Genomic DNA, 16,142 nt, shown 5'->3' on the forward strand with positions numbered 1-16,142 from the left:
GCCGGGCGGTGACCCGTTTGCCTTCTTGAATGCAGCGCGCATTATCGCACTGCAACATGGCGCCTGGCAAAGGCGGCCGAAAACGCCCGCCAGCCCGATGCCATAATTCCCGCCGCCACTCCCACGGCCCCTCCCTCAAGACGCCTTGGCCACCGAACAAGAACTCTCCGATTTCCTCAAGAGCGTCGAGAAGCGGGCGTTCAAGCGCACCATCTACCACGTGCGCAACGAGGACGCGGCCCTGGACATCGTGCAGGACAGCATGATGAAGCTGGCCGAGCACTACGGCGACAAGCCGCTGGGCGAGCTGCCCATGCTGTTCCAGCGCATCCTCTCCAACAGCACCCTCGACTGGTTTCGCCGCCAGAAGACGCGCAACGCCGTGTTCTCCAACATGAGCGACTTCGAACCGGCTGACGGCGACGGCGAGTTCGACCTGCTGGAGGCATTCGCCGGCGCCGACGACAGCCAGCAGATCGAAAGCGCCGAAGACTCCACCCGCCGGGCACAGATCCTGCGGGAGATCGAGTTACAAATTCAAGAGCTTCCAACCCGTCAACGCGAGGCTTTTTTGATGCGTTACTGGGAGGAAATGGATGTTGCCGAGACTGCGGCCGCCATGGGATGTTCGGAAGGCAGTGTGAAAACGCACTGTTCGCGTGCAGTCCAGGCGCTGGCCAAGGCTCTGCGCGCCAAGGGGATCACGCCATGAACACAAGCTACAACTCGCACCAGGTTGGTTCGCTCCAGGCCCGCTACGGCCTGCGCGTGGCCGCCCGGCTGTCGGCGGGCCTGGACGACGTGCCGCACGACGTGGCCGAGCGCCTGCGCGTGGCCCGGCAGCAGGCCGTGGTGCGCCGCAGGCAGCCGCAGGCCGCGGCCCGGCTGCGCGCGGCGCCGGCCGTGTCACGCAACGGCCACACGGCCATCCTGAGCCTCGGCGACGACGGCATGGGCGATCGCATGGGCCTGTGGGGCTGGCTGACGTCCGGTGCGCTGGTGCTCGCCCTCGCCGCCGGCCTGGTGGCCATCAATATCGTGCAGGACGACGACCGCGTCATGGAACTGGCCGACCTGGACGCCGCCCTGCTGACCGACGACCTCCCGCCCGAGGCCTACGCCGACCCCGGGTTCCTGCAGTACCTCAAGACGGGGGTGGGGTCCTCGGCGACCACCCGCTAAAGTCGGGGCCTTGCCGCCCCCACGCCCGCCCATCGATGCGCTCACTGCTGCCCGCCATGATCCTCGCCTGCGCCGCGTCGCTGACGTGGCCGGCTCATGCCCAGCCGGTGGGCGAGGCGGCGGGCGAGCCGGCGTCGCCGCTGGCCGGCGGCATCGGCTGGAAGGCACTGGATGCCGAGCAGCGCAACGCGCTGCAGCCGCTGGCCAAGCTGTGGCCCAAGCTGCACCCCGCGCACCAGCGCAAATGGATCGCGCTGGTGCACAACTTCAACCGCATGAGCCCCGACGAGCAGTCCATCCTGCAGGACCGCATGGCCGAATGGGCCCGGCTGACGCCCGCGCAGCGCACCCAGGCGCGGCTCAACTTCGGCGAGGTGCGCCGCGTGCCGGCGGATGAAAAGCGCGCCAAATGGGAGGAATACCAGGCCCTGCCCGCCGAGGAACGCGAGCGCCTGGCCAATGACCGGCCCAAGCCGCCGGTCAGCGCGGCGCCGGCGCTGCGCCCGACGCCCCCCAGTCGCATCGTGCGGCCGCCGGCCATCGCGGTCACCAGGCCAGCCCCCAACGACGCGAGCCCGGTGGTGCCGGTGAATCGCAATACACTGCTGCCTCAGCCAGCGGCGTCCGCGCCCCGGCCCAGCCGATAGGCATCCCGCAGCGCCCGCGCGGATCGCCGGCCCCGGCGCCCGCTCCCATGAGTTCCTTGCCCATCAGCCACTCTGCCGCGGTTCTGCTCGCGCCCGCCTTGCGGCGGCGCATGGCCGCCTGGCTGTACGAGGGCGTGCTGATGTTCGGCGTGGTGGTGCTGCCGGGCCTGCTGTTCGGCATCCTCACCAACACCCGCCACGCCCTGGACAACCGACATGCGCTGCAAGTGTTCCTGTTCGCGGTGCTGGGCCTGTACTTCACGTACTTCTGGGCCAAGGGCCAGACGCTGGCCATGAAGACCTGGCACATCCGCGTGGTCGATCGCCACGGCCGCCCACTCACGCGCTGGCGCGCGCTGGCGCGCTACCTGCTGTGCTGGATCTGGTTCCTGCCGCCGCTGGCGCTGATGGCACCGTTCCGCCTGTCGGGCGGCGAGGTGACGGTGCTGATGCTCGGCTGGGTGGCGGTGTGGGCCCTGCTCAGCCGGTTCCAGCCGCAGCGTCAGTTCTGGCACGACGTGTGGGCCGGCACGCGCCTGATCGACGTTCAACCCGACCTGGCCAAGCGCCGTACCTAGCAAACAATGAAAGTGAACGAACCCGCCGCGCCGGTCAATCCGCAGAAATCACGCACGGGCCTGGCCCGGCTCTGGCACGCCGCGGGCTATTCGCTGGCCGGCCTGCGGGCCGGCTGGGGCGAGCCGGCGTTCCGCCAGGAGGCCCTGGCCGCCATCGTGCTGCTGCCGGCATCGTTCTGGCTCGGCCGCCACTGGGCCGAGATGGCCCTGCTGGCCGGCACCGTGCTGCTGGTGATGGTGGTGGAACTGCTCAACACCGCGATCGAGTCCGTGGTCGATCGCGTCGGCCCCGAATGGCACCCGCTCTCCAAGCGCGCCAAGGACATGGGTTCGGCGGCGGTGCTGCTGAGCCTGCTGCTGGCAGCCGGCGTGTGGCTGGCCGCGCTGCATACCCGCTTTTTGACCTGAAGATGCCCATGACCCCGCCCTCGCCCGCCTTCTCGGTCTGCATCTACTGCGGCTCACGGCCTGGCAACAACGCCGCCTTTGCCGCCACCGCCGCGCAGGTCGGCAAATGGATCGGCCGCCACGGTGGGCAACTGGTGTACGGCGGCGGCCGCAGCGGGCTGATGGGCGTGGTGGCCGATGCCACGCTGGCCGCGGGCGGGCGCGTGGTGGGCGTGATTCCGCGCTCGCTGGTCGAGCGCGAGCATGCGCACACAGGCTGCACCGAATTGATCGTGGTCGAGACCATGCACGAGCGCAAACGCATCATGGCCGAGCGCGCCGACACCTTCGTCGCGCTGCCGGGTGGCATCGGCACCTTCGAGGAACTGTTCGAGACCTGGACCTGGCGCCAGCTCGGCTACCACGACAAGCCGCTGGGCCTGCTCAACCAGGACGGCTACTACGACGCGCTGCTGGCCCTCGTGCGGCACAGCGTGGCCAATGGTTTCATGGACGGCAGCCAGTTGCGGCTGATCGAGGTCGGCGCCGAATGGCAGCCCCTGCTCGAACGCCTGATCGGCGCCGCCGGATTCACCACGACGGTCCAGTTGGACACCCTCTGATTCCGGATATGGAAACGCCGCGTGAATGTCTCCACGCGGCGCTTGGAGGGTCAACACTTACCAGCGGTAGTTGTTGCGCGCTTCCCAGTCCTTGACCTGCTTCTCGGCCTCGTCCTTGGCGACGCCGTAGCGTTCCTGCATCTTGCCGACCATCTGCTCGCGGCGGCCGTTGATGACATCCAGATCGTCCTCGGTCAACTTGCCCCAGGCTTCCTTGACCTTGCCCTTGAACTGCTTCCAGTTGCCGCTGATGGTGTCCTGGTTCATGGTGATCTCCATTGAAGTTTTCGCAAGCGCCCTTCGCGGATATCGCGAAGTGGAAAGCGTTTGGCGATGAAGTCATCGTAGGCACCGAGGCGCGCGGGCGCAGTAGGCCGTGAGCACCATGCGCCGTCGGCGAAGGACTACGCGATGTCAGTCTTCGGGCAGGAACAGCGCTTGTAGGTCACTGAGGAAGTCGAAGCCGCGCGCCGTCGGCCGGATCCATGCGCCGTCCTGCTCCAGCCAGCCCGAATGCTCTGCTTTTTGCAGCGGTGCGTGAATGCTGCTGGGCGGCAGGCCAGTCTTCTCCAGGTAGTCCTGCAAGGTGAAGCCCTCCTTCAATCGCAGGACATTCAGCATGTACTCGAACGGCAGGTCGCGACGCGCCACCTCGTGCGCCTGCGCCACGGCATCGCCGGCCAGGGCCTTGTCCATGTACAGCTCGGGCTGGCGATGCCGCTGCTGGCGCACGATGCGGTGCGCGAAGCTGAGCTTGCCGTGCGCGCCGGCGCCGATGCCCAGATAGTCGCCGAACTGCCAGTAGTTGAGGTTGTGCTGGCAGCGGTGGCCGGCACGCGCGTAGGCGGAGACTTCGTAGCGCGCCAGGCCCGCGCCGGCGGTCAACGCGGTGACGCGGTCCAGCATGTCCCAGGCCACGTCCTCCTCCGGCACGCGCGGCGGGAACTTGGCGAACACGGTGTTCGGCTCGATCGTCAGGTGGTAGATCGACAGGTGCGGCGGCTCGAACGCCAGCGCGGTGCGCACGTCCTGCTCCAACTCGGCCAGCGTCTGGCCGGGCAGCGCGTACATCAGGTCGAGGTTGAAGGTGTCGAAGCTGCGCGCGGCCTCCTCCACCGCCGCGCGCGCCTGCGCGCCGTCGTGCACGCGGCCGATGGCCTTCAAGTGCGCGTCGTCGAAGCTCTGCACGCCGATGGACAGGCGCGTGACGCCGGCGGCGCGGAAGGCCGCGAAGCGCTCGCGCTCGAAGGTGCCGGGGTTGGCCTCCAGCGTGACCTCGCAGGCCGGCGCCAGCGGCAGGCGCGCGCGCACGCCGGCGATGAGCCGGTCGATCATCTCGGGCTCGAACAAGCTGGGCGTGCCGCCGCCGATGAACACGCTGTGCACCTGCCGGCCCCAGACCAGCGGCAGGCTGGCCTCCAGGTCGGCCAGCAGCGCCTCGACGTAGCGCGCCTGCTGCGCTGCCGCGTCGGTGCCGGCGCGCCGCTCGTGCGAGTTGAAGTCGCAGTACGGGCACTTCTTCAGGCACCAGGGCAGGTGCACGTAGAGCGCAAGCGGCGGCAGCGCCGGCAGTTGCAGCGTGCCGGGGCGCATGTAGTGCGCGAGGTCGTTGGCTGTGCTCATCGGACGCCCCTCCGCGCTGCGCGCTGCGGGGTGAGCGCTTGGGAGCGGCCCGGCGCGCTCACAGCCAGCGCGCGCGCATCAACTCAACCATCTGCGCGGCGGCGCGGCCGCGGTGGCTGTGCGCGTTCTTCACGGCGGTCGGCAGCTCGGCGAAGGTCTGGCCGAACTCGGGGATGAACATCACCGGGTCGAAGCCGAAGCCGCCGCCGCCGCGCGGCGCTTGAGCGATCTCGCCTGCCACGCGACCGGTGGCGATCAGCGGCTCGGGGTCGTCGGCACGGCGCAGCGCCACCAGCGTGCTGACCAGGGCGGCGCGGCGGTTCTGGATGCCAGCCATCTGCTCCAGCAGGGCGCGCACGTTGTTGGCGTCGCTTTTGGCGTAACCGAACCGGGTGGCGTAGAAGGCGGTGTCCACGCCGGGCAGGCCGCCGAAAGCATCGACGCACAGGCCGGCGTCGTCGGCCAGCGCCGGCAGGCCGCTTTCCCGCGCGGCATGGCGCGCCTTGGCCAGCGCGTTCTCGACGAAGGTGCGGAAGGGCTCCTCGGCCTCGCCGATGCCCAGGTCGGACTGCCGCACCAGCTCGAAGCCCAGCGGCGCCAGCATGGCCTGCAACTCGGCCAGCTTGCCGGCGTTGTGGGAGGCGAGCACGATTTTCATGGTGTTTTAGGGCTCCAGCGCTTGTCCAGAAAGCGCCAGCAGCTATCAATCAGATAGCGATTGGCGTTGCAGGCTGATCAGCTCGCCGATGCCTTTTTCGGCCAGGCGCAGCAGCTGGTCCATCTCGGCGCGCGAGAAGGCCGCGCCCTCGGCCGTGCCCTGCACCTCGACGTAGTGGCCGGCGCCGGTCATGACGACGTTCATGTCGGTGTCGCAGGCCGAGTCCTCGGCGTAGTCCAGGTCCAGCATCGGCACGCCGCCGACGATGCCGACGGAGATGGCGGCCACGGCGCCGGCGATGGGCGACTCGGCGATCTGCCCGCGCGCCAGCAGCCAGCCGACCGCGTCCTGCGCGGCCACGAAGGCGCCGGTGATGCTGGCGGTGCGCGTGCCGCCGTCGGCCTGCAGCACGTCGCAGTCGAGGTGGATGGTGCGCTCGCCCAGCTTGCGCAGGTCGAACACGGCGCGCAGGCTGCGGCCGATCAGGCGCTGGATCTCCTGCGTGCGGCCGCTCTGCTTGCCGCGCGCGGCCTCGCGGTCGCCGCGCGTGTGGGTGGCGCGCGGCAGCATGCCGTATTCGGCCGTCACCCAGCCTTCGCCGCTGCCGCGCTTGTGCGGCGGCACTTTCTCTTCCACCGAGGCGGTGCACAGCACCCTGGTCTGGCCGAACTCGATCAGCACCGAGCCTTCGGCGTGCACGGTGTAGCGGCGCGTGATGCGCACGGGCCGGAGCTGGTCGGGCGCGCGGCCGCTGCGCGCGGCGGGGGCGGAGGTCTGGGTCATGGTGTTCCTGCGAATCGGGGCGGCGCGTGCGGGCCGCGCTGCCGGGGGCGCCTTCAGCGCCGCCGGGTGGCGGTGCGGCGGATGGCTTCGTTGATCTCGGCGATGGAGCGCTCGATGGCCTCCTCGTCGAGGTCGTCCAGCATGGGGTCGACCACGCCGGTCTGGATGGTGGAGGCGAACACGCCCTCGCTCATCAACTGCGTCTCGGTGTAGCCGCTGGACTCGAAGGCGCTGTCGGCGGGCGTCTCCCACTCCATCGCCAGCACGGTCACGTTGTCGGAGTGCTCGCCGGCCACCTCCAGCGCGCGCTCGACCAGTGCGGGCACGGCGTCGGACACGGGCAGCGCGCACATCAGGCCAACGATCTCCTCGTCGTCCAGGCTGCCCCAGAGGCCGTCGGAGCACAGCAGCACCTTGTCGCCCTCGTTCAGCTTCAGCGGGCCGGCGACGTCGAACATCGGCCGCACGGTGGAGCCCAGGCAGGTGAACAGCACGTTGCGGTTCATGCCCTCCACCGCCACGCCGGCGTTGGCCTGCGCCTCGATGTAGGAGTGGTCGCGCGTGCGCGACAGCAGCGCGCCGTCGCGCACCACGTACAGGCGCGAGTCGCCGCAATGCACCCAGTGCAGTTCGCCCCCCTGCACCAAGCCGGCCACCAGCGTGGTGCGCGGGGTGTCGAGCAGGGCGCGCTCGCTGGCGTAGCGAATGATCTGGTGGTGCGCCGCCATCAGCCCCGCCGACAGGAAGGTGGGCGGCTGCGGCACGCGCGGCTTGGCGTCGCGCTGGAACACCGCCGACATGGTCTGCAGCGCGATCTGCGCCGCCACCTCGCCGTCCGGGTGGCCGCCCATGCCGTCGGCCAGCACGAACAGGCTGGCCTCGCGGGTGTAGCAGTAACCCATGCGGTCTTCGTTCTTCTCGCGGCCGCCCCGGCGGCTGAGCTGGAATACGGAGAACTTCATTCAGCGCGCTTCATTCCGGTTATCGATGACGCTCGCCACCCACGGCGCGCGAAACAGCAGGCACGCGATGGCTTTTTGCCCCGTCATTCCCGCGCAGGCGGGAACCCAGCGGCGCGGCGCGAGGTGCACTGGATCCCCGTCTTCGCGGGGATGACGAGGACGCAGGCTCATTTGAGGCGCGTGCCGAAGCGCGTGGCCCGCTTGAGGCTTTTCTTGGTGTCGCTCAGCATGTTGTCGAACTGCAGGCGCACCTTCTCGCCCACCGAGAGCTTGGTGTACTGGCGCTCGCCCTCGCGGCTGAGCTCCTTTTGCAGCGCGAACACCGACTGCGGGCGCGACAGCGGGTCGAGCGACATGCACCACTCGACCACCTCGATCAGGTTGTCGGAGTACACGCCGCGCATGCGCGTGAGCGACAGCGCCAGCCGATCCTTCTCCAGCCGCTGCGGCGCGTCGTTGGGCGGGTAGCCCTGCATGCACGAATAGATGCAGGCGCCGATGGCGTAGATGTCCGTCCACGGCCCCATGGTGGAATCGCGCCGGTACATCTCTGGCGCGGCGAAGCCGGGCGTGTACATCGGGCGGGTGAAGTTGCCCTCTTTGTTCAGCACTTCGCGCGCGGCGCCGAAGTCGAGCATCACGGCGCGGTTGTCGTCGGTGATGAAGATGTTGGCCGGCTTCAGGTCCAGGTGCAGCATCTTGTGCTGGTGCACGATGCGCAGGCCGCGCAGGATCTCGTCGAACAGCGAGCGAATGGTGGATTCGCGGAAAATCTTCTGCTTCTTGAGGTCCCGCGCGGTGACGATGAAGTCCTGCAGGGTGGCCCCCTCCAGGTAGTTCATCACCATGTACACCGTCTCGTTCTGGCGGAAGAAGTTGAGCACGCTCACCACCGAAGGGTGGGAAATCTGCGCCAGCGAGCGCCCTTCCTCGAAGAAGCTCTTCAGGCCCAGGCGGTAGAGGGAGAGCTTTTCAGGGGCAACCTGCGGCACCAGTTCGCCCGCGGCGCGCATGGTCAGCGCCGACGGCAGGTACTCCTTGATGGCGACCTGCTGGCCCTCATTGTCGACGGCCAGGTACACCACGCCGAAGCCCCCGGACGACAGCTTGCGCACGACGCGGTACCCACCGATCACCGTCTCGGGCGGCAGAGGCGCGGGCTTGAGCTTTGACATAATTTGCGGTGACCTGTCACCCGGAGACCATCCGCCCGGGCACGGCTCCAAGCAACCTCCCCAGGATCACGTCTTCGTCTTCGCTCCGGAATTTCACATGGCAGTTTACAGTATGACCGGCTACGCCAGCGGCCAGCGCGCGGCGTCCACGCCCCAGACCGAAGGCGGTGCGTGGAAGAATGCGCAGACCCGGCTGGCCGTCGAGTTGCGCTCGGTCAACAGCCGCTTTCTGGACCTGTCGTTCCGGCTGCCCGACGAACTGCGCCAGCACGAGCCCGCCCTGCGCACGCTGCTGGGCGCGCGCCTCAAGCGCGGCAAGGTCGAACTGCGGGCCTATATCGAAGGCCGCGACGCCGCCACGCTGACCGACCCGCCACCGCGCGTGCTGCAACGGCTCGCCGGGTTGCAGGATCAAGTGCGCGTGTGGCTGCCCGACGCCCCCGCGCTGTCCACGGCCGACGCGCTGCGCCTGGCCGCCGGCGCGGACGCGAGCCCCGACGCGGGCCTGACGGACGACCTGCTGCCCCTGGCCAGCGATGTCCTGGACGACTTCATCGCCGCGCGCGAACGCGAAGGCGCCCGGCTGGTGCAATTGCTGCGCGACCGATTGACCCAACTGCGCCAGCTCGCCGCCGAAGCCGAGCCGCTGGTGCCGCTGGCCGTCGAGGCGCAGAAGCAGCGCTTTCTGGCACGCTGGGCCGAGGCCCTGGGCAGCGGCGACGCCGGTGGCGCCACCCCCGAGGCGGCACAGGAGCGCGCCCTGGCCGAAGCCACCGCCTTCGCCATCCGCATCGACGTGGCCGAGGAGCTGGGCCGGCTGGCAGCCCACCTGGACGAAATCGACGCCGTGCTGAAGAAAGGCGGCGAAGCCGGCAAGCGCCTCGACTTCCTGATCCAGGAACTGCACCGCGAGGCCAACACGCTGGGCTCGAAATCCGCCGCGCTGGAGCTGACGCGCATCTCGGTGGACATGAAGGTGCTGATCGAGCAGATGCGCGAGCAGGTGCAGAACATAGAGTGAAGTTTCAGGATGGCGCATGCCACCCGAAAACTCCTTGAAAATCAGTTGGTTAGCGTGGCATTGAGTGTCGTGAGGTAGCAGGCGATTTCAGCGTAGCGCACGATTTCTGTGGGGTAAATCGTGGGGGAAATTTGCTTCCCCATGGTTTCGGGGACAGAGCCCGAATATTTACCCCACAGATTCCTCGTGAATCGCTGTGGAGATCGCGCTATGACTGAAACCGAACGCGTCACCGACAAGACGCTGAGAGCCTGGCTCAAAACCGGCCCTGTGGACCGCAGCATTGGCAACGGCCTGACCATCGTGGCCACCGCCGCCGGAGCACTCAAGGGCCAAGCGTCCTGGATTCTTCGCTACCGCTTCGGCGGCGTTGCCCGAGAGAAAGTGCTCGGCCGCTACCCCGACCTGTCGCTCAAGGACGCCCGCGAAGCGGCTCGACTGAACCGGGCACGCATCCAGCAGGGCATGGACGTGGCCGCCGAGAAGCGCGCCGAACGGCTCAAGGCCCAGGAGCAGACCACTGTGGCCGCCCTCGCCCAGGCCTGGTACGACCGCCACATTGCCAAGACCTACAAGCACCCCGAGGTCGTGCTGCGCGTCCTCCGCCGCCACATCGAGCCGGTGATCGGCAAGCTGGGCGTGGCGGAAGTCCGGCCGCTGCATATCGACAAAGTGCTCACCCGCATCCTCGACGCAGGCGCGCCGACCGTTGCCAACGACGCGCTGCGCTACCTCTTTCGCATGTTCCACTTCGCCGTGAAGCGCCGGTGGATCGATGCCAACCCGGTCTCCGGCTTCGAGATTTCAGACGCAGGCGGCTTCGAGGTCTCAAGACAGCGCTGGCTGAACCGCGATGAGCTCGCCGCGTTCGCCAAGGCCATGCAGGACACACCGAACTTCGGTCGCCAGAACGAATTGGCCGTGTGGCTGCTGCTCGCCCTGTGCGTGCGCAAGATGGAGTTGCTGTCGGCCCGGTGGACCGAGTTCGACCTGAAGCGTGGCGTCTGGTCGCTGCACCCGTCGCGCACGAAGATGAACCAGTCCATCGACATCCCGCTCGCGGCGCCGGTCCTGCGGTGGCTGGAGGAGGTCCAGGTGTTCTCCTGCAACAGCGAATACCTATTCCCGGCGCGCCGGCTGATCCACATGAAAGGCGGCGTGCCGAGGCGGAACCGCTTCGGCCACATCAGCCCGGACACGCTGAACGTCGCGCTGCGCCGCCTACCGCTGGACGACATCGAGCACTTCACCGTGCATGACATGCGCCGCACGGCCCGCACCCACATGGCCGCGCTGGGCGTGGACCGCTTCGTCGCCGAGCGGGCACTGAACCACAAGGTGCGCGATGTCGAGGGTGTCTACAACCAGTACGACTACTTCGAGGAGCGTAAGGTGGCGTTGGAAAGATGGGCGAAGTGGCTGGCTGCGATAGAAGAAGCGCGCAATGGCGGTGCGGCGAGCACGCAAGCCAGCGAAGACGCCATGGCGGCACTGGCGAAGCAGGCCCAGGAACTGGACATGGGCTACGAGCGAAGCGGTCGCCGCTCAAGCGCAGATGACACGAACTCCCCATGAGGTGCCGCTGCTTCAGCCCGCTGCCCTGTGGGCAATCACTGTGAAACATGCCACTTGGTGGCAGAACCATATAAAGACCACTAAAATGACTCTTACAAATGTTTTGTTGAGATAAAAGACATAATAATGTCATTAAATCTAGCACCGTCCAGCGAAATCCTCCAGGTACTGGGCCAACGCGTGCGTGCGCAGCGGTTGGCCCAGGGGTTGCCCCAGCGCGAGCTGGCGCAGATGGCTGGCCTCTCGTTGGGCGCACTGCGCAAGCTGGAAAGCAGCGGCCAGTCTTCGCTGGAAACCCTGGTCCGCGCGGTGCAGGCGCTCGGGCTGGTCAATGAGTTGGAGGATCTGTTCGTGCTCAAGCGCCAGTCCATCGCTCAGATGGAAGAAGCCGAAGCGGCTACCCAACGGCAGCGAGCCCGCCGCCGGAGCAGCACATGAAGCGCCTTGCCGTCCACTACTGCGGCTGGGGCGAGGACTGGCCACTGGGCTTGCTCGCCGACGATGGCACCACGCTGCTGTTCGAATACGCACCCGAAGCACTGGCGCAAGGACTGGAACTGTCGCCGCTGCACCTCAAGCTGCGTGCCACCGCCTATGGCAGCTTTCCACCGCACCTGCTCCGCCTGCCAGGCCTGATCGCCGACAGCCTGCCCGATGGCTGGGGCCTGCTGCTCATGGATCGGGTGTTCCGTCAGCAGGGTTTGCACCATCCCGGGCCACTGGATCGCCTGGCCTTCATCGGGGATCGGGCCATGGGCGCCCTGCGCTTCGTGCCGGCTGCAGAGCCTGATGCCGAGGAGCCGGACTGGAACCTGTTGGCCTTGGCCAAAGAAAGCGAGCGCGCCCTGGCCGGTGAGGCAGGAGCCGCCTTGCGCGAACTGGCGCTGACGGGAGGCTCCCCGCAAGGCGCACGGCCCAAGGCGCTGGTGCAGTACGACGCAGGGTCGGGCCACGTCAGCACGCGCGGCGACGCACCAGGCTCCCCCTGGCTGGTGAAATTCCCCGCCCAGGGCGAGCACAAGGAGGTCTGCGCCATCGAGCAGATGTATGCCGACCTGGCCCGCGATTGCGGACTGGAGGTGCCAGCCAGCGCATGGTTCGATCTGTCGTCCAAGCTGGCAGCCTTCGGCGTGGCGCGTTTCGATCGCGAACAGGGCTCGCGCGTGCCGGTGCACAGCCTGGCGGGCCTGCTGCAGGTGGACTTCCGCCTGCCCGGCAGCGCGGACTACACCGCCCTGCTGCGCGCCACACGCCTGCTGACCCGCGACGAGCGCGAGGTAGAGAAGGCTTTCGCGCGCGCTGTCTTCAACGTGCTGTTCCACAACCGCGACGACCACCCCAAGAACTTCGCCTGGCGCCTCAGGGGGGATCGACGCTGGCGGCTGGCCCCAGCCTTCGACTTGACCTTCAGCGAAGGCCCCATGGGCCATCACCACATGGACGTCTGCGGCGAAGGCAACGCCGTGAAACGCAGCCATCTGCTGCGCCTGGCCTCGGAGGGGGGTGTGGCGACGAAGGCGGCCGAGGCCACCATCGATCGGATGGTGGCGCAGGCGGCGACCTTCTCTCAACGTGCGGCAGATTTTCCGATCCGCCGAACGACGGTGCAGCGGATGAAATCATCGATCCACAACTGCCAAGAGAAACTCATGCGCGGTTGATGAAGGTCGACAGCAGCCCCGGACACAGAGTCGTCAAGCACCTGCAGGTAACGCATCCTGGTCCGGCAACTCTGCTTGCTCGTCATGCTGGCGGCGATGCAGGACGGCCCCAAGGTACGCCCCGGAGGCGCGAGTGCGATGGTGCCCTGCCAGGTGCGCTGTCGATTGCCTTGCCGCGGCATCCAGTTCCGCCCCAGCTTCACCCCCGCGAAGAGGTGGAGCCACCCCGCCGGTCTGCTCGATGTAGTGCTCGATCAAGGCTTGGTGACGCAGGCCATGTGCCGTCACTCCCAGTGCTTTGCTCGTGATGCCGAACCGCGCCATGACGTAGTTGAAGCGCCGCAGGTTCTCCACGAGACCTCGGTCGGGATTGCCCATGTGAGCACCAGGCCCCTGCGCTACGCTCTGCGCGAATTGCAGTGCCTCGATTCGCTGCAGCGAATCCAACGGCACGAAGCGCGGCCGACCACCCTTGGCACCCTGTTGAATCCAGACGTATTCATCGGCCTGCCGCTGCTCGACGGGCAGGCCCGTGGCCGCAAACGCCACGACGCAGTCGTGGGGCCTCAGCATCACAGCTTCTTTTCGCCGTAAGCCCATCGTTCGGATGAGCCGCAGTGATGCGCCAACATAAGGGTCATAGGCACACACGCGCCCTATCACTGCGTCGATGTCGACACCCGCGGCACTCCAGCTTTTGTCGTGCTGGGCATGTTCATGGCGCCGGTACTCGGCAACCGATAGGCCGTAGTAGTCCGGCTTTCTGACAAACCCAGGTTTGCCCAGCCATAACGCCAGCCCACGCAAGAAGCTCAGGTAAGTCTGGATGGTGGCGGGCGCCAGTCGTTCACGCTGCCAGACGGCGACCATGGCTTGGATATGCCGCTGCCCCAAATTGCGCGGATCTGGCAACGTCTTGAAGCCTGCCTTGAGACGCAGGTCTCGAAAGAAGCGCCGCAGGAAATCCGCACGCTCCTGGCGCGTCTTGTGCGAGACGGTCTTTCTCAGGGCGGTATGGTGGGCGTTGAACAGCTCGATCAACACGTCGAGCACCTGCATCGGGTCGGCCTTACCTGGACGGTAGCGATCAAGCACCTGTTGAGGTGGCTCATGTCGGGTGTGGCGCGCTGTGTCGATACCATTCTGGCAGCGGCGATTGGAGTTTGGAGCAGAAAAGTTGATCATGTCCATCTCTTGTGATGGGGCCACGCGCTGTCCCGGCAGGGCGTAGCGGTTGAGAAAGGTGGAATCCATCGAGTCCATGGGCAGCGCGGATCCCGGAGCGCTGTCCGTGCGTGGTCGGGTCGTTTCAGCAAGGCACCCGACGACGGCGGTGCCTTGCCTACCCAGGTATTCGCCGGCATCACGCCACTTGCGCGACGGCCGGCTCGGTCGGTCTTAAAAATGAAATGGAGTGATCCAACCCGGCGGCGCATTTCTGCGTCTGCCGGGTGTTGTGATGCCGTCCGGCCTCGCAGGGCATGGAAGACATCGGCGCGAAGGTCTGGCCTTCGGCGCCCTTGAATGGATCGGTTCTCGACACGCAGCGTCATCCACCTGCATGGGTCCGCCCCTTGACCGAAGGTCCAGGGCGGTGTCAGGTTCACGAGCGGGTGCACACGGGGAGCCCATGAGGGCAAGCACAACCGTGTGCTGCGCGAATGCGCATGCTCGAAAGGATGACGGGATCAGTGGCTCGGCATCGAGTGCCGGCCAGCGAACAGCCAGGCACATGACACGTCCTCAAGGGGACGTCCGGCGGCGAAGCGCCGGTGCAGGTCATGTGCCGCTCTATGATGGAAACAACGCCGGACACGGACTCGGAGGACCGTGCCAAGCCTGGCTCAAGGGCCAGGCAATGGGAAGGCGGGTAACGACCGCAACGCCTTTCGCTCCGCGATGGAGCGGGCCAGGAGGCCCAGGAGACTGCAGTTGACACCGGTGGTGAGCGGGAGTCAACGGCAGGACCGGGCACGCCACCACTTTGTGGCCAGATTGACGGGGATTTCGGGTGGCGCTTGAAACCGAAACGCCGGGGGTGAATATCTTTCGAACGCGCCTGCCATCGCGTCGGCGTCAGGGCTTGACTTCCATTGATGCTGCCTCTGGTTTCCACCGGGAGTGTTTCGCTGCCGAAATGAAGCGGAGACGCAACGAGGCGATGCGACTGCGCTCGCACAGTATTGGCACGACACCGAGACCGCAGCCGGCATCGCAAACGACGAGCACGTCGAAGTCGATGTCCACTGCAATTGCAGTACGACTGTACGCATATTGCGGTGAGACTTCTGTTGCCGCTGAACCCACTGCCGGGACAAACCCGGCTCGTTCGAACAGGAGGAATTTCATGACCAATCACCCCAACCTGAGCCATCACGGCTGATCGACATGCTCAGGACGACCGAAGGCTCATTGCGCTTCACGGCCCAGGAAATCAAAGCGTTCCGCGCACTCGGCATCGACGCGAGACAAGTGCGGACGGACGATGACTTTGCCCGTGTCTTCGGCGAGTGGCTCGACATCCTCGCCGATCGGCAGCCGGATCTGTTCGACAAGATCACCCGGGCCATGTTGGCGGATCGCGAGGCATCCCGAAGGCCATAAGGCGCGATGGCAAGGACTTCGGACAAACTGCCCCACCGCCCTCTGCCAGCATGCTTCCCGGCTGGTATGTTGAAGGCACATACTCTTGCCATGTTCCACGCCAGTCCCTTGTCGCGCGGTTTCTACGCCGAGATGCACCGCATCGAGCGCTGGGATGTGCGCGCGCTGCGTGCGAAAATCAGCGGCATGCTGTACCAGTGCACCGCGCTGTCGAAGAAGCCGGAATCGGTCATCACGGCCGAGACCGGCAAGCTGCGGGGCGGGCAAGCGATCGAGCACGCCAGGGAGCGGGCGGCGCGGTGACTTCCAAACGCGGAGGCCAGCGAATGACAGGCGACGACGCGGCGACCCAGTCGATCGCCGTCCTCGCCCGGGGCGTTCGCGATCTTCAAGACCGCGCTGCCCAGCAGTACCGTCCCGTGGTGGAGGAAATCCTGCGCACCAGCAGCCGCGACGCAGCACATATCGAGCGCACGCTCGATGGCCTGTTGGACTTTTGCGGCCACGAGCTCGTGCTTTCGATGTACAGGCAACTGTGTCGGCACTACTGGGCGATCAATCCAACCGCGACCGCCGACTACGTCCATGCCTATCGCGATCGTTGGGGAGGCGCCGACGATGGAAGCGAGGAGTGATCGGCGAGCCGAAGCCCTATCTGGTATG

At 67.0% G+C, this 16,142-nt stretch carries 23 protein-coding genes; 13 read left to right on the plus strand and 10 right to left on the minus strand.

Translation table 11 applies throughout. The features are described from left to right. Positions 1-145 precede the first annotated feature (145 nt). Genes QM772_RS04765 through QM772_RS04790 form a run of 6 tightly spaced genes read left to right on the plus strand, consistent with a single transcriptional unit; the run spans position 146 to position 3,417 of the window. Positions 146-712, plus strand: a complete 567-nt coding sequence (locus tag QM772_RS04765) for an RNA polymerase sigma factor (RefSeq protein ID WP_415134306.1) — start codon at positions 146-148, stop codon at positions 710-712. Then, positions 709-1,182 carry a DUF3619 family protein gene (locus QM772_RS04770; RefSeq protein ID WP_415134307.1) on the plus strand — a complete coding sequence of 158 codons (474 nt, stop codon included), beginning with the start codon at positions 709-711 and terminating at the stop codon, positions 1,180-1,182. Before QM772_RS04765 ends, QM772_RS04770 begins: the two co-directional genes overlap by 4 nt. A gap of 35 nt (positions 1,183-1,217) precedes the next feature. Further along, positions 1,218-1,829 (plus strand): DUF3106 domain-containing protein, encoded by a 612-nt coding sequence (locus QM772_RS04775; protein ID WP_415134308.1) that lies wholly within the window; start codon positions 1,218-1,220, stop codon positions 1,827-1,829. Positions 1,830-1,876: 47 nt separating this feature from the next. After that, on the plus strand, positions 1,877-2,407 hold the full coding sequence (locus tag QM772_RS04780; RefSeq protein ID WP_415134309.1) for an RDD family protein: 531 nt from the start codon (positions 1,877-1,879) through the stop codon (positions 2,405-2,407). 12 nt (positions 2,408-2,419) lie between these two features. Beyond that, positions 2,420-2,815 (plus strand): diacylglycerol kinase, encoded by a 396-nt coding sequence (locus QM772_RS04785; protein WP_415134310.1) that lies wholly within the window; start codon positions 2,420-2,422, stop codon positions 2,813-2,815. A 2-nt stretch (positions 2,816-2,817) separates the two neighbouring features. Then, positions 2,818-3,417: a TIGR00730 family Rossman fold protein gene (locus tag QM772_RS04790; protein ID WP_415134311.1), complete on the plus strand. Its 600-nt coding sequence runs from the start codon at positions 2,818-2,820 to the stop codon at positions 3,415-3,417. Between the two features lie 57 nt (positions 3,418-3,474). On the opposite strand, the gene QM772_RS04795 is transcribed toward QM772_RS04790, so the two are convergent. From QM772_RS04795 to QM772_RS04825, 7 genes are all read right to left on the minus strand, one after another. Then, positions 3,475-3,684: a CsbD family protein gene (locus QM772_RS04795; protein ID WP_415134312.1), complete on the minus strand. Its 210-nt coding sequence runs from the start codon at positions 3,682-3,684 to the stop codon at positions 3,475-3,477. 147 nt (positions 3,685-3,831) lie between these two features. After that, positions 3,832-5,040: a radical SAM family heme chaperone HemW gene (gene hemW / locus QM772_RS04800; protein ID WP_415134313.1), complete on the minus strand. Its 1,209-nt coding sequence runs from the start codon at positions 5,038-5,040 to the stop codon at positions 3,832-3,834. Between the two features lie 58 nt (positions 5,041-5,098). Next, on the minus strand, positions 5,099-5,698 hold the full coding sequence (rdgB, locus tag QM772_RS04805; RefSeq protein WP_415134314.1) for an RdgB/HAM1 family non-canonical purine NTP pyrophosphatase: 600 nt from the start codon (positions 5,696-5,698) through the stop codon (positions 5,099-5,101). Positions 5,699-5,743: 45 nt separating this feature from the next. After that, positions 5,744-6,481, minus strand: coding sequence for a ribonuclease PH (gene rph / locus QM772_RS04810; RefSeq protein ID WP_415134315.1), 738 nt, complete (start codon positions 6,479-6,481; stop codon positions 5,744-5,746). A 53-nt stretch (positions 6,482-6,534) separates the two neighbouring features. Beyond that, entirely contained in the window at positions 6,535-7,443 is a 909-nt protein-coding gene (locus tag QM772_RS04815; protein ID WP_415134316.1) for a PP2C family protein-serine/threonine phosphatase, read from the minus strand. Beyond that, a complete protein-coding gene (locus tag QM772_RS04820; RefSeq protein WP_415134317.1) occupies positions 7,444-7,614 on the minus strand; it encodes a hypothetical protein in 171 nt (56 codons plus the stop codon). It lies immediately after the preceding gene. Next, positions 7,611-8,618 carry a serine/threonine protein kinase gene (locus QM772_RS04825; protein WP_415134318.1) on the minus strand — a complete coding sequence of 336 codons (1,008 nt, stop codon included), beginning with the start codon at positions 8,616-8,618 and terminating at the stop codon, positions 7,611-7,613. The genes QM772_RS04820 and QM772_RS04825 overlap by 4 nt, the downstream gene beginning before the upstream one ends. 97 nt (positions 8,619-8,715) lie before the next feature. Here QM772_RS04825 and QM772_RS04830 point away from each other — a divergent pair, with 97 nt between their 5' ends. From QM772_RS04830 to QM772_RS04845, 4 genes are all read left to right on the plus strand, one after another. Beyond that, positions 8,716-9,639: a YicC/YloC family endoribonuclease gene (locus QM772_RS04830; RefSeq protein WP_415134319.1), complete on the plus strand. Its 924-nt coding sequence runs from the start codon at positions 8,716-8,718 to the stop codon at positions 9,637-9,639. A gap of 210 nt (positions 9,640-9,849) precedes the next feature. Next, on the plus strand, positions 9,850-11,214 hold the full coding sequence (locus tag QM772_RS04835; protein ID WP_415134320.1) for a tyrosine-type recombinase/integrase: 1,365 nt from the start codon (positions 9,850-9,852) through the stop codon (positions 11,212-11,214). 126 nt (positions 11,215-11,340) lie between these two features. After that, a complete protein-coding gene (locus QM772_RS04840) occupies positions 11,341-11,652 on the plus strand; it encodes a helix-turn-helix domain-containing protein (protein ID WP_415134321.1) in 312 nt (103 codons plus the stop codon). Next, positions 11,649-12,875, plus strand: coding sequence for a type II toxin-antitoxin system HipA family toxin (locus tag QM772_RS04845; RefSeq protein WP_415134322.1), 1,227 nt, complete (start codon positions 11,649-11,651; stop codon positions 12,873-12,875). Before QM772_RS04840 ends, QM772_RS04845 begins: the two co-directional genes overlap by 4 nt. A 33-nt stretch (positions 12,876-12,908) precedes the next feature. Here the strand turns inward: QM772_RS04845 and QM772_RS04850 are convergent, their stop codons facing one another. The 3 genes from QM772_RS04850 to QM772_RS04860 form a co-directional block, all read right to left on the minus strand. Then, complete coding sequence (locus tag QM772_RS04850; protein ID WP_415134323.1) at positions 12,909-14,138, minus strand: integrase domain-containing protein; 1,230 nt, start codon at positions 14,136-14,138, stop codon at positions 12,909-12,911. Positions 14,139-14,238: 100 nt separating this feature from the next. After that, the gene (locus QM772_RS04855; RefSeq protein ID WP_415134324.1) at positions 14,239-14,418 is read right to left on the minus strand and encodes a hypothetical protein; all 180 of its coding nucleotides are present in this window, start codon (positions 14,416-14,418) and stop codon (positions 14,239-14,241) included. 533 nt (positions 14,419-14,951) lie between these two features. Further along, positions 14,952-15,224 carry a hypothetical protein gene (locus QM772_RS04860; protein WP_415134325.1) on the minus strand — a complete coding sequence of 91 codons (273 nt, stop codon included), beginning with the start codon at positions 15,222-15,224 and terminating at the stop codon, positions 14,952-14,954. 39 nt (positions 15,225-15,263) lie between these two features. Here QM772_RS04860 and QM772_RS04865 point away from each other — a divergent pair, with 39 nt between their 5' ends. From QM772_RS04865 to QM772_RS04875, 3 genes are all read left to right on the plus strand, one after another. Then, positions 15,264-15,479: a hypothetical protein gene (locus QM772_RS04865; RefSeq protein WP_415134326.1), complete on the plus strand. Its 216-nt coding sequence runs from the start codon at positions 15,264-15,266 to the stop codon at positions 15,477-15,479. Between the two features lie 90 nt (positions 15,480-15,569). After that, on the plus strand, positions 15,570-15,782 hold the full coding sequence (locus tag QM772_RS04870; protein ID WP_415134327.1) for a hypothetical protein: 213 nt from the start codon (positions 15,570-15,572) through the stop codon (positions 15,780-15,782). Between the two features lie 23 nt (positions 15,783-15,805). Further along, positions 15,806-16,114 carry a hypothetical protein gene (locus QM772_RS04875; protein WP_415134328.1) on the plus strand — a complete coding sequence of 103 codons (309 nt, stop codon included), beginning with the start codon at positions 15,806-15,808 and terminating at the stop codon, positions 16,112-16,114. Positions 16,115-16,142: the final 28 nt, after the last annotated feature.

Source organism: Ottowia sp. (genome assembly GCF_047601385.1).
Taxonomy (GTDB): domain Bacteria; phylum Pseudomonadota; class Gammaproteobacteria; order Burkholderiales; family Burkholderiaceae_C; genus Ottowia.

Excerpts from the sequence above, each read along its gene's own strand:
- QM772_RS04795 (WP_415134312.1), bottom strand. The coding sequence starts at position 3,684 with ATGAACCAGGACACCATCAGCGGCAACTGGAAGCAGTTCAAGGGCAAG.
- QM772_RS04815 (WP_415134316.1), bottom strand. The coding sequence starts at position 7,443 with ATGAAGTTCTCCGTATTCCAGCTCAGCCGCCGGGGCGGCCGCGAGAAG.
- QM772_RS04820 (WP_415134317.1), bottom strand. The coding sequence starts at position 7,614 with ATGAGCCTGCGTCCTCGTCATCCCCGCGAAGACGGGGATCCAGTGCAC.
- QM772_RS04845 (WP_415134322.1), top strand. The coding sequence starts at position 11,649 with ATGAAGCGCCTTGCCGTCCACTACTGCGGCTGGGGCGAGGACTGGCCA.
- hemW (WP_415134313.1), bottom strand. The coding sequence starts at position 5,040 with ATGAGCACAGCCAACGACCTCGCGCACTACATGCGCCCCGGCACGCTG.
- rph (WP_415134315.1), bottom strand. The coding sequence starts at position 6,481 with ATGACCCAGACCTCCGCCCCCGCCGCGCGCAGCGGCCGCGCGCCCGAC.
- QM772_RS04790 (WP_415134311.1), top strand. The coding sequence starts at position 2,818 with ATGCCCATGACCCCGCCCTCGCCCGCCTTCTCGGTCTGCATCTACTGC.
- QM772_RS04830 (WP_415134319.1), top strand. The coding sequence starts at position 8,716 with ATGGCAGTTTACAGTATGACCGGCTACGCCAGCGGCCAGCGCGCGGCG.
- QM772_RS04835 (WP_415134320.1), top strand. The coding sequence starts at position 9,850 with ATGACTGAAACCGAACGCGTCACCGACAAGACGCTGAGAGCCTGGCTC.
- QM772_RS04865 (WP_415134326.1), top strand. The coding sequence starts at position 15,264 with ATGCTCAGGACGACCGAAGGCTCATTGCGCTTCACGGCCCAGGAAATC.
- QM772_RS04825 (WP_415134318.1), bottom strand. The coding sequence starts at position 8,618 with ATGTCAAAGCTCAAGCCCGCGCCTCTGCCGCCCGAGACGGTGATCGGT.
- QM772_RS04875 (WP_415134328.1), top strand. The coding sequence starts at position 15,806 with ATGACAGGCGACGACGCGGCGACCCAGTCGATCGCCGTCCTCGCCCGG.
- QM772_RS04850 (WP_415134323.1), bottom strand. The coding sequence starts at position 14,138 with ATGGACTCGATGGATTCCACCTTTCTCAACCGCTACGCCCTGCCGGGA.
- QM772_RS04775 (WP_415134308.1), top strand. The coding sequence starts at position 1,218 with ATGCGCTCACTGCTGCCCGCCATGATCCTCGCCTGCGCCGCGTCGCTG.
- QM772_RS04780 (WP_415134309.1), top strand. The coding sequence starts at position 1,877 with ATGAGTTCCTTGCCCATCAGCCACTCTGCCGCGGTTCTGCTCGCGCCC.
- rdgB (WP_415134314.1), bottom strand. The coding sequence starts at position 5,698 with ATGAAAATCGTGCTCGCCTCCCACAACGCCGGCAAGCTGGCCGAGTTG.
- QM772_RS04870 (WP_415134327.1), top strand. The coding sequence starts at position 15,570 with ATGTTCCACGCCAGTCCCTTGTCGCGCGGTTTCTACGCCGAGATGCAC.
- QM772_RS04860 (WP_415134325.1), bottom strand. The coding sequence starts at position 15,224 with ATGAAATTCCTCCTGTTCGAACGAGCCGGGTTTGTCCCGGCAGTGGGT.
- QM772_RS04770 (WP_415134307.1), top strand. The coding sequence starts at position 709 with ATGAACACAAGCTACAACTCGCACCAGGTTGGTTCGCTCCAGGCCCGC.
- QM772_RS04840 (WP_415134321.1), top strand. The coding sequence starts at position 11,341 with ATGTCATTAAATCTAGCACCGTCCAGCGAAATCCTCCAGGTACTGGGC.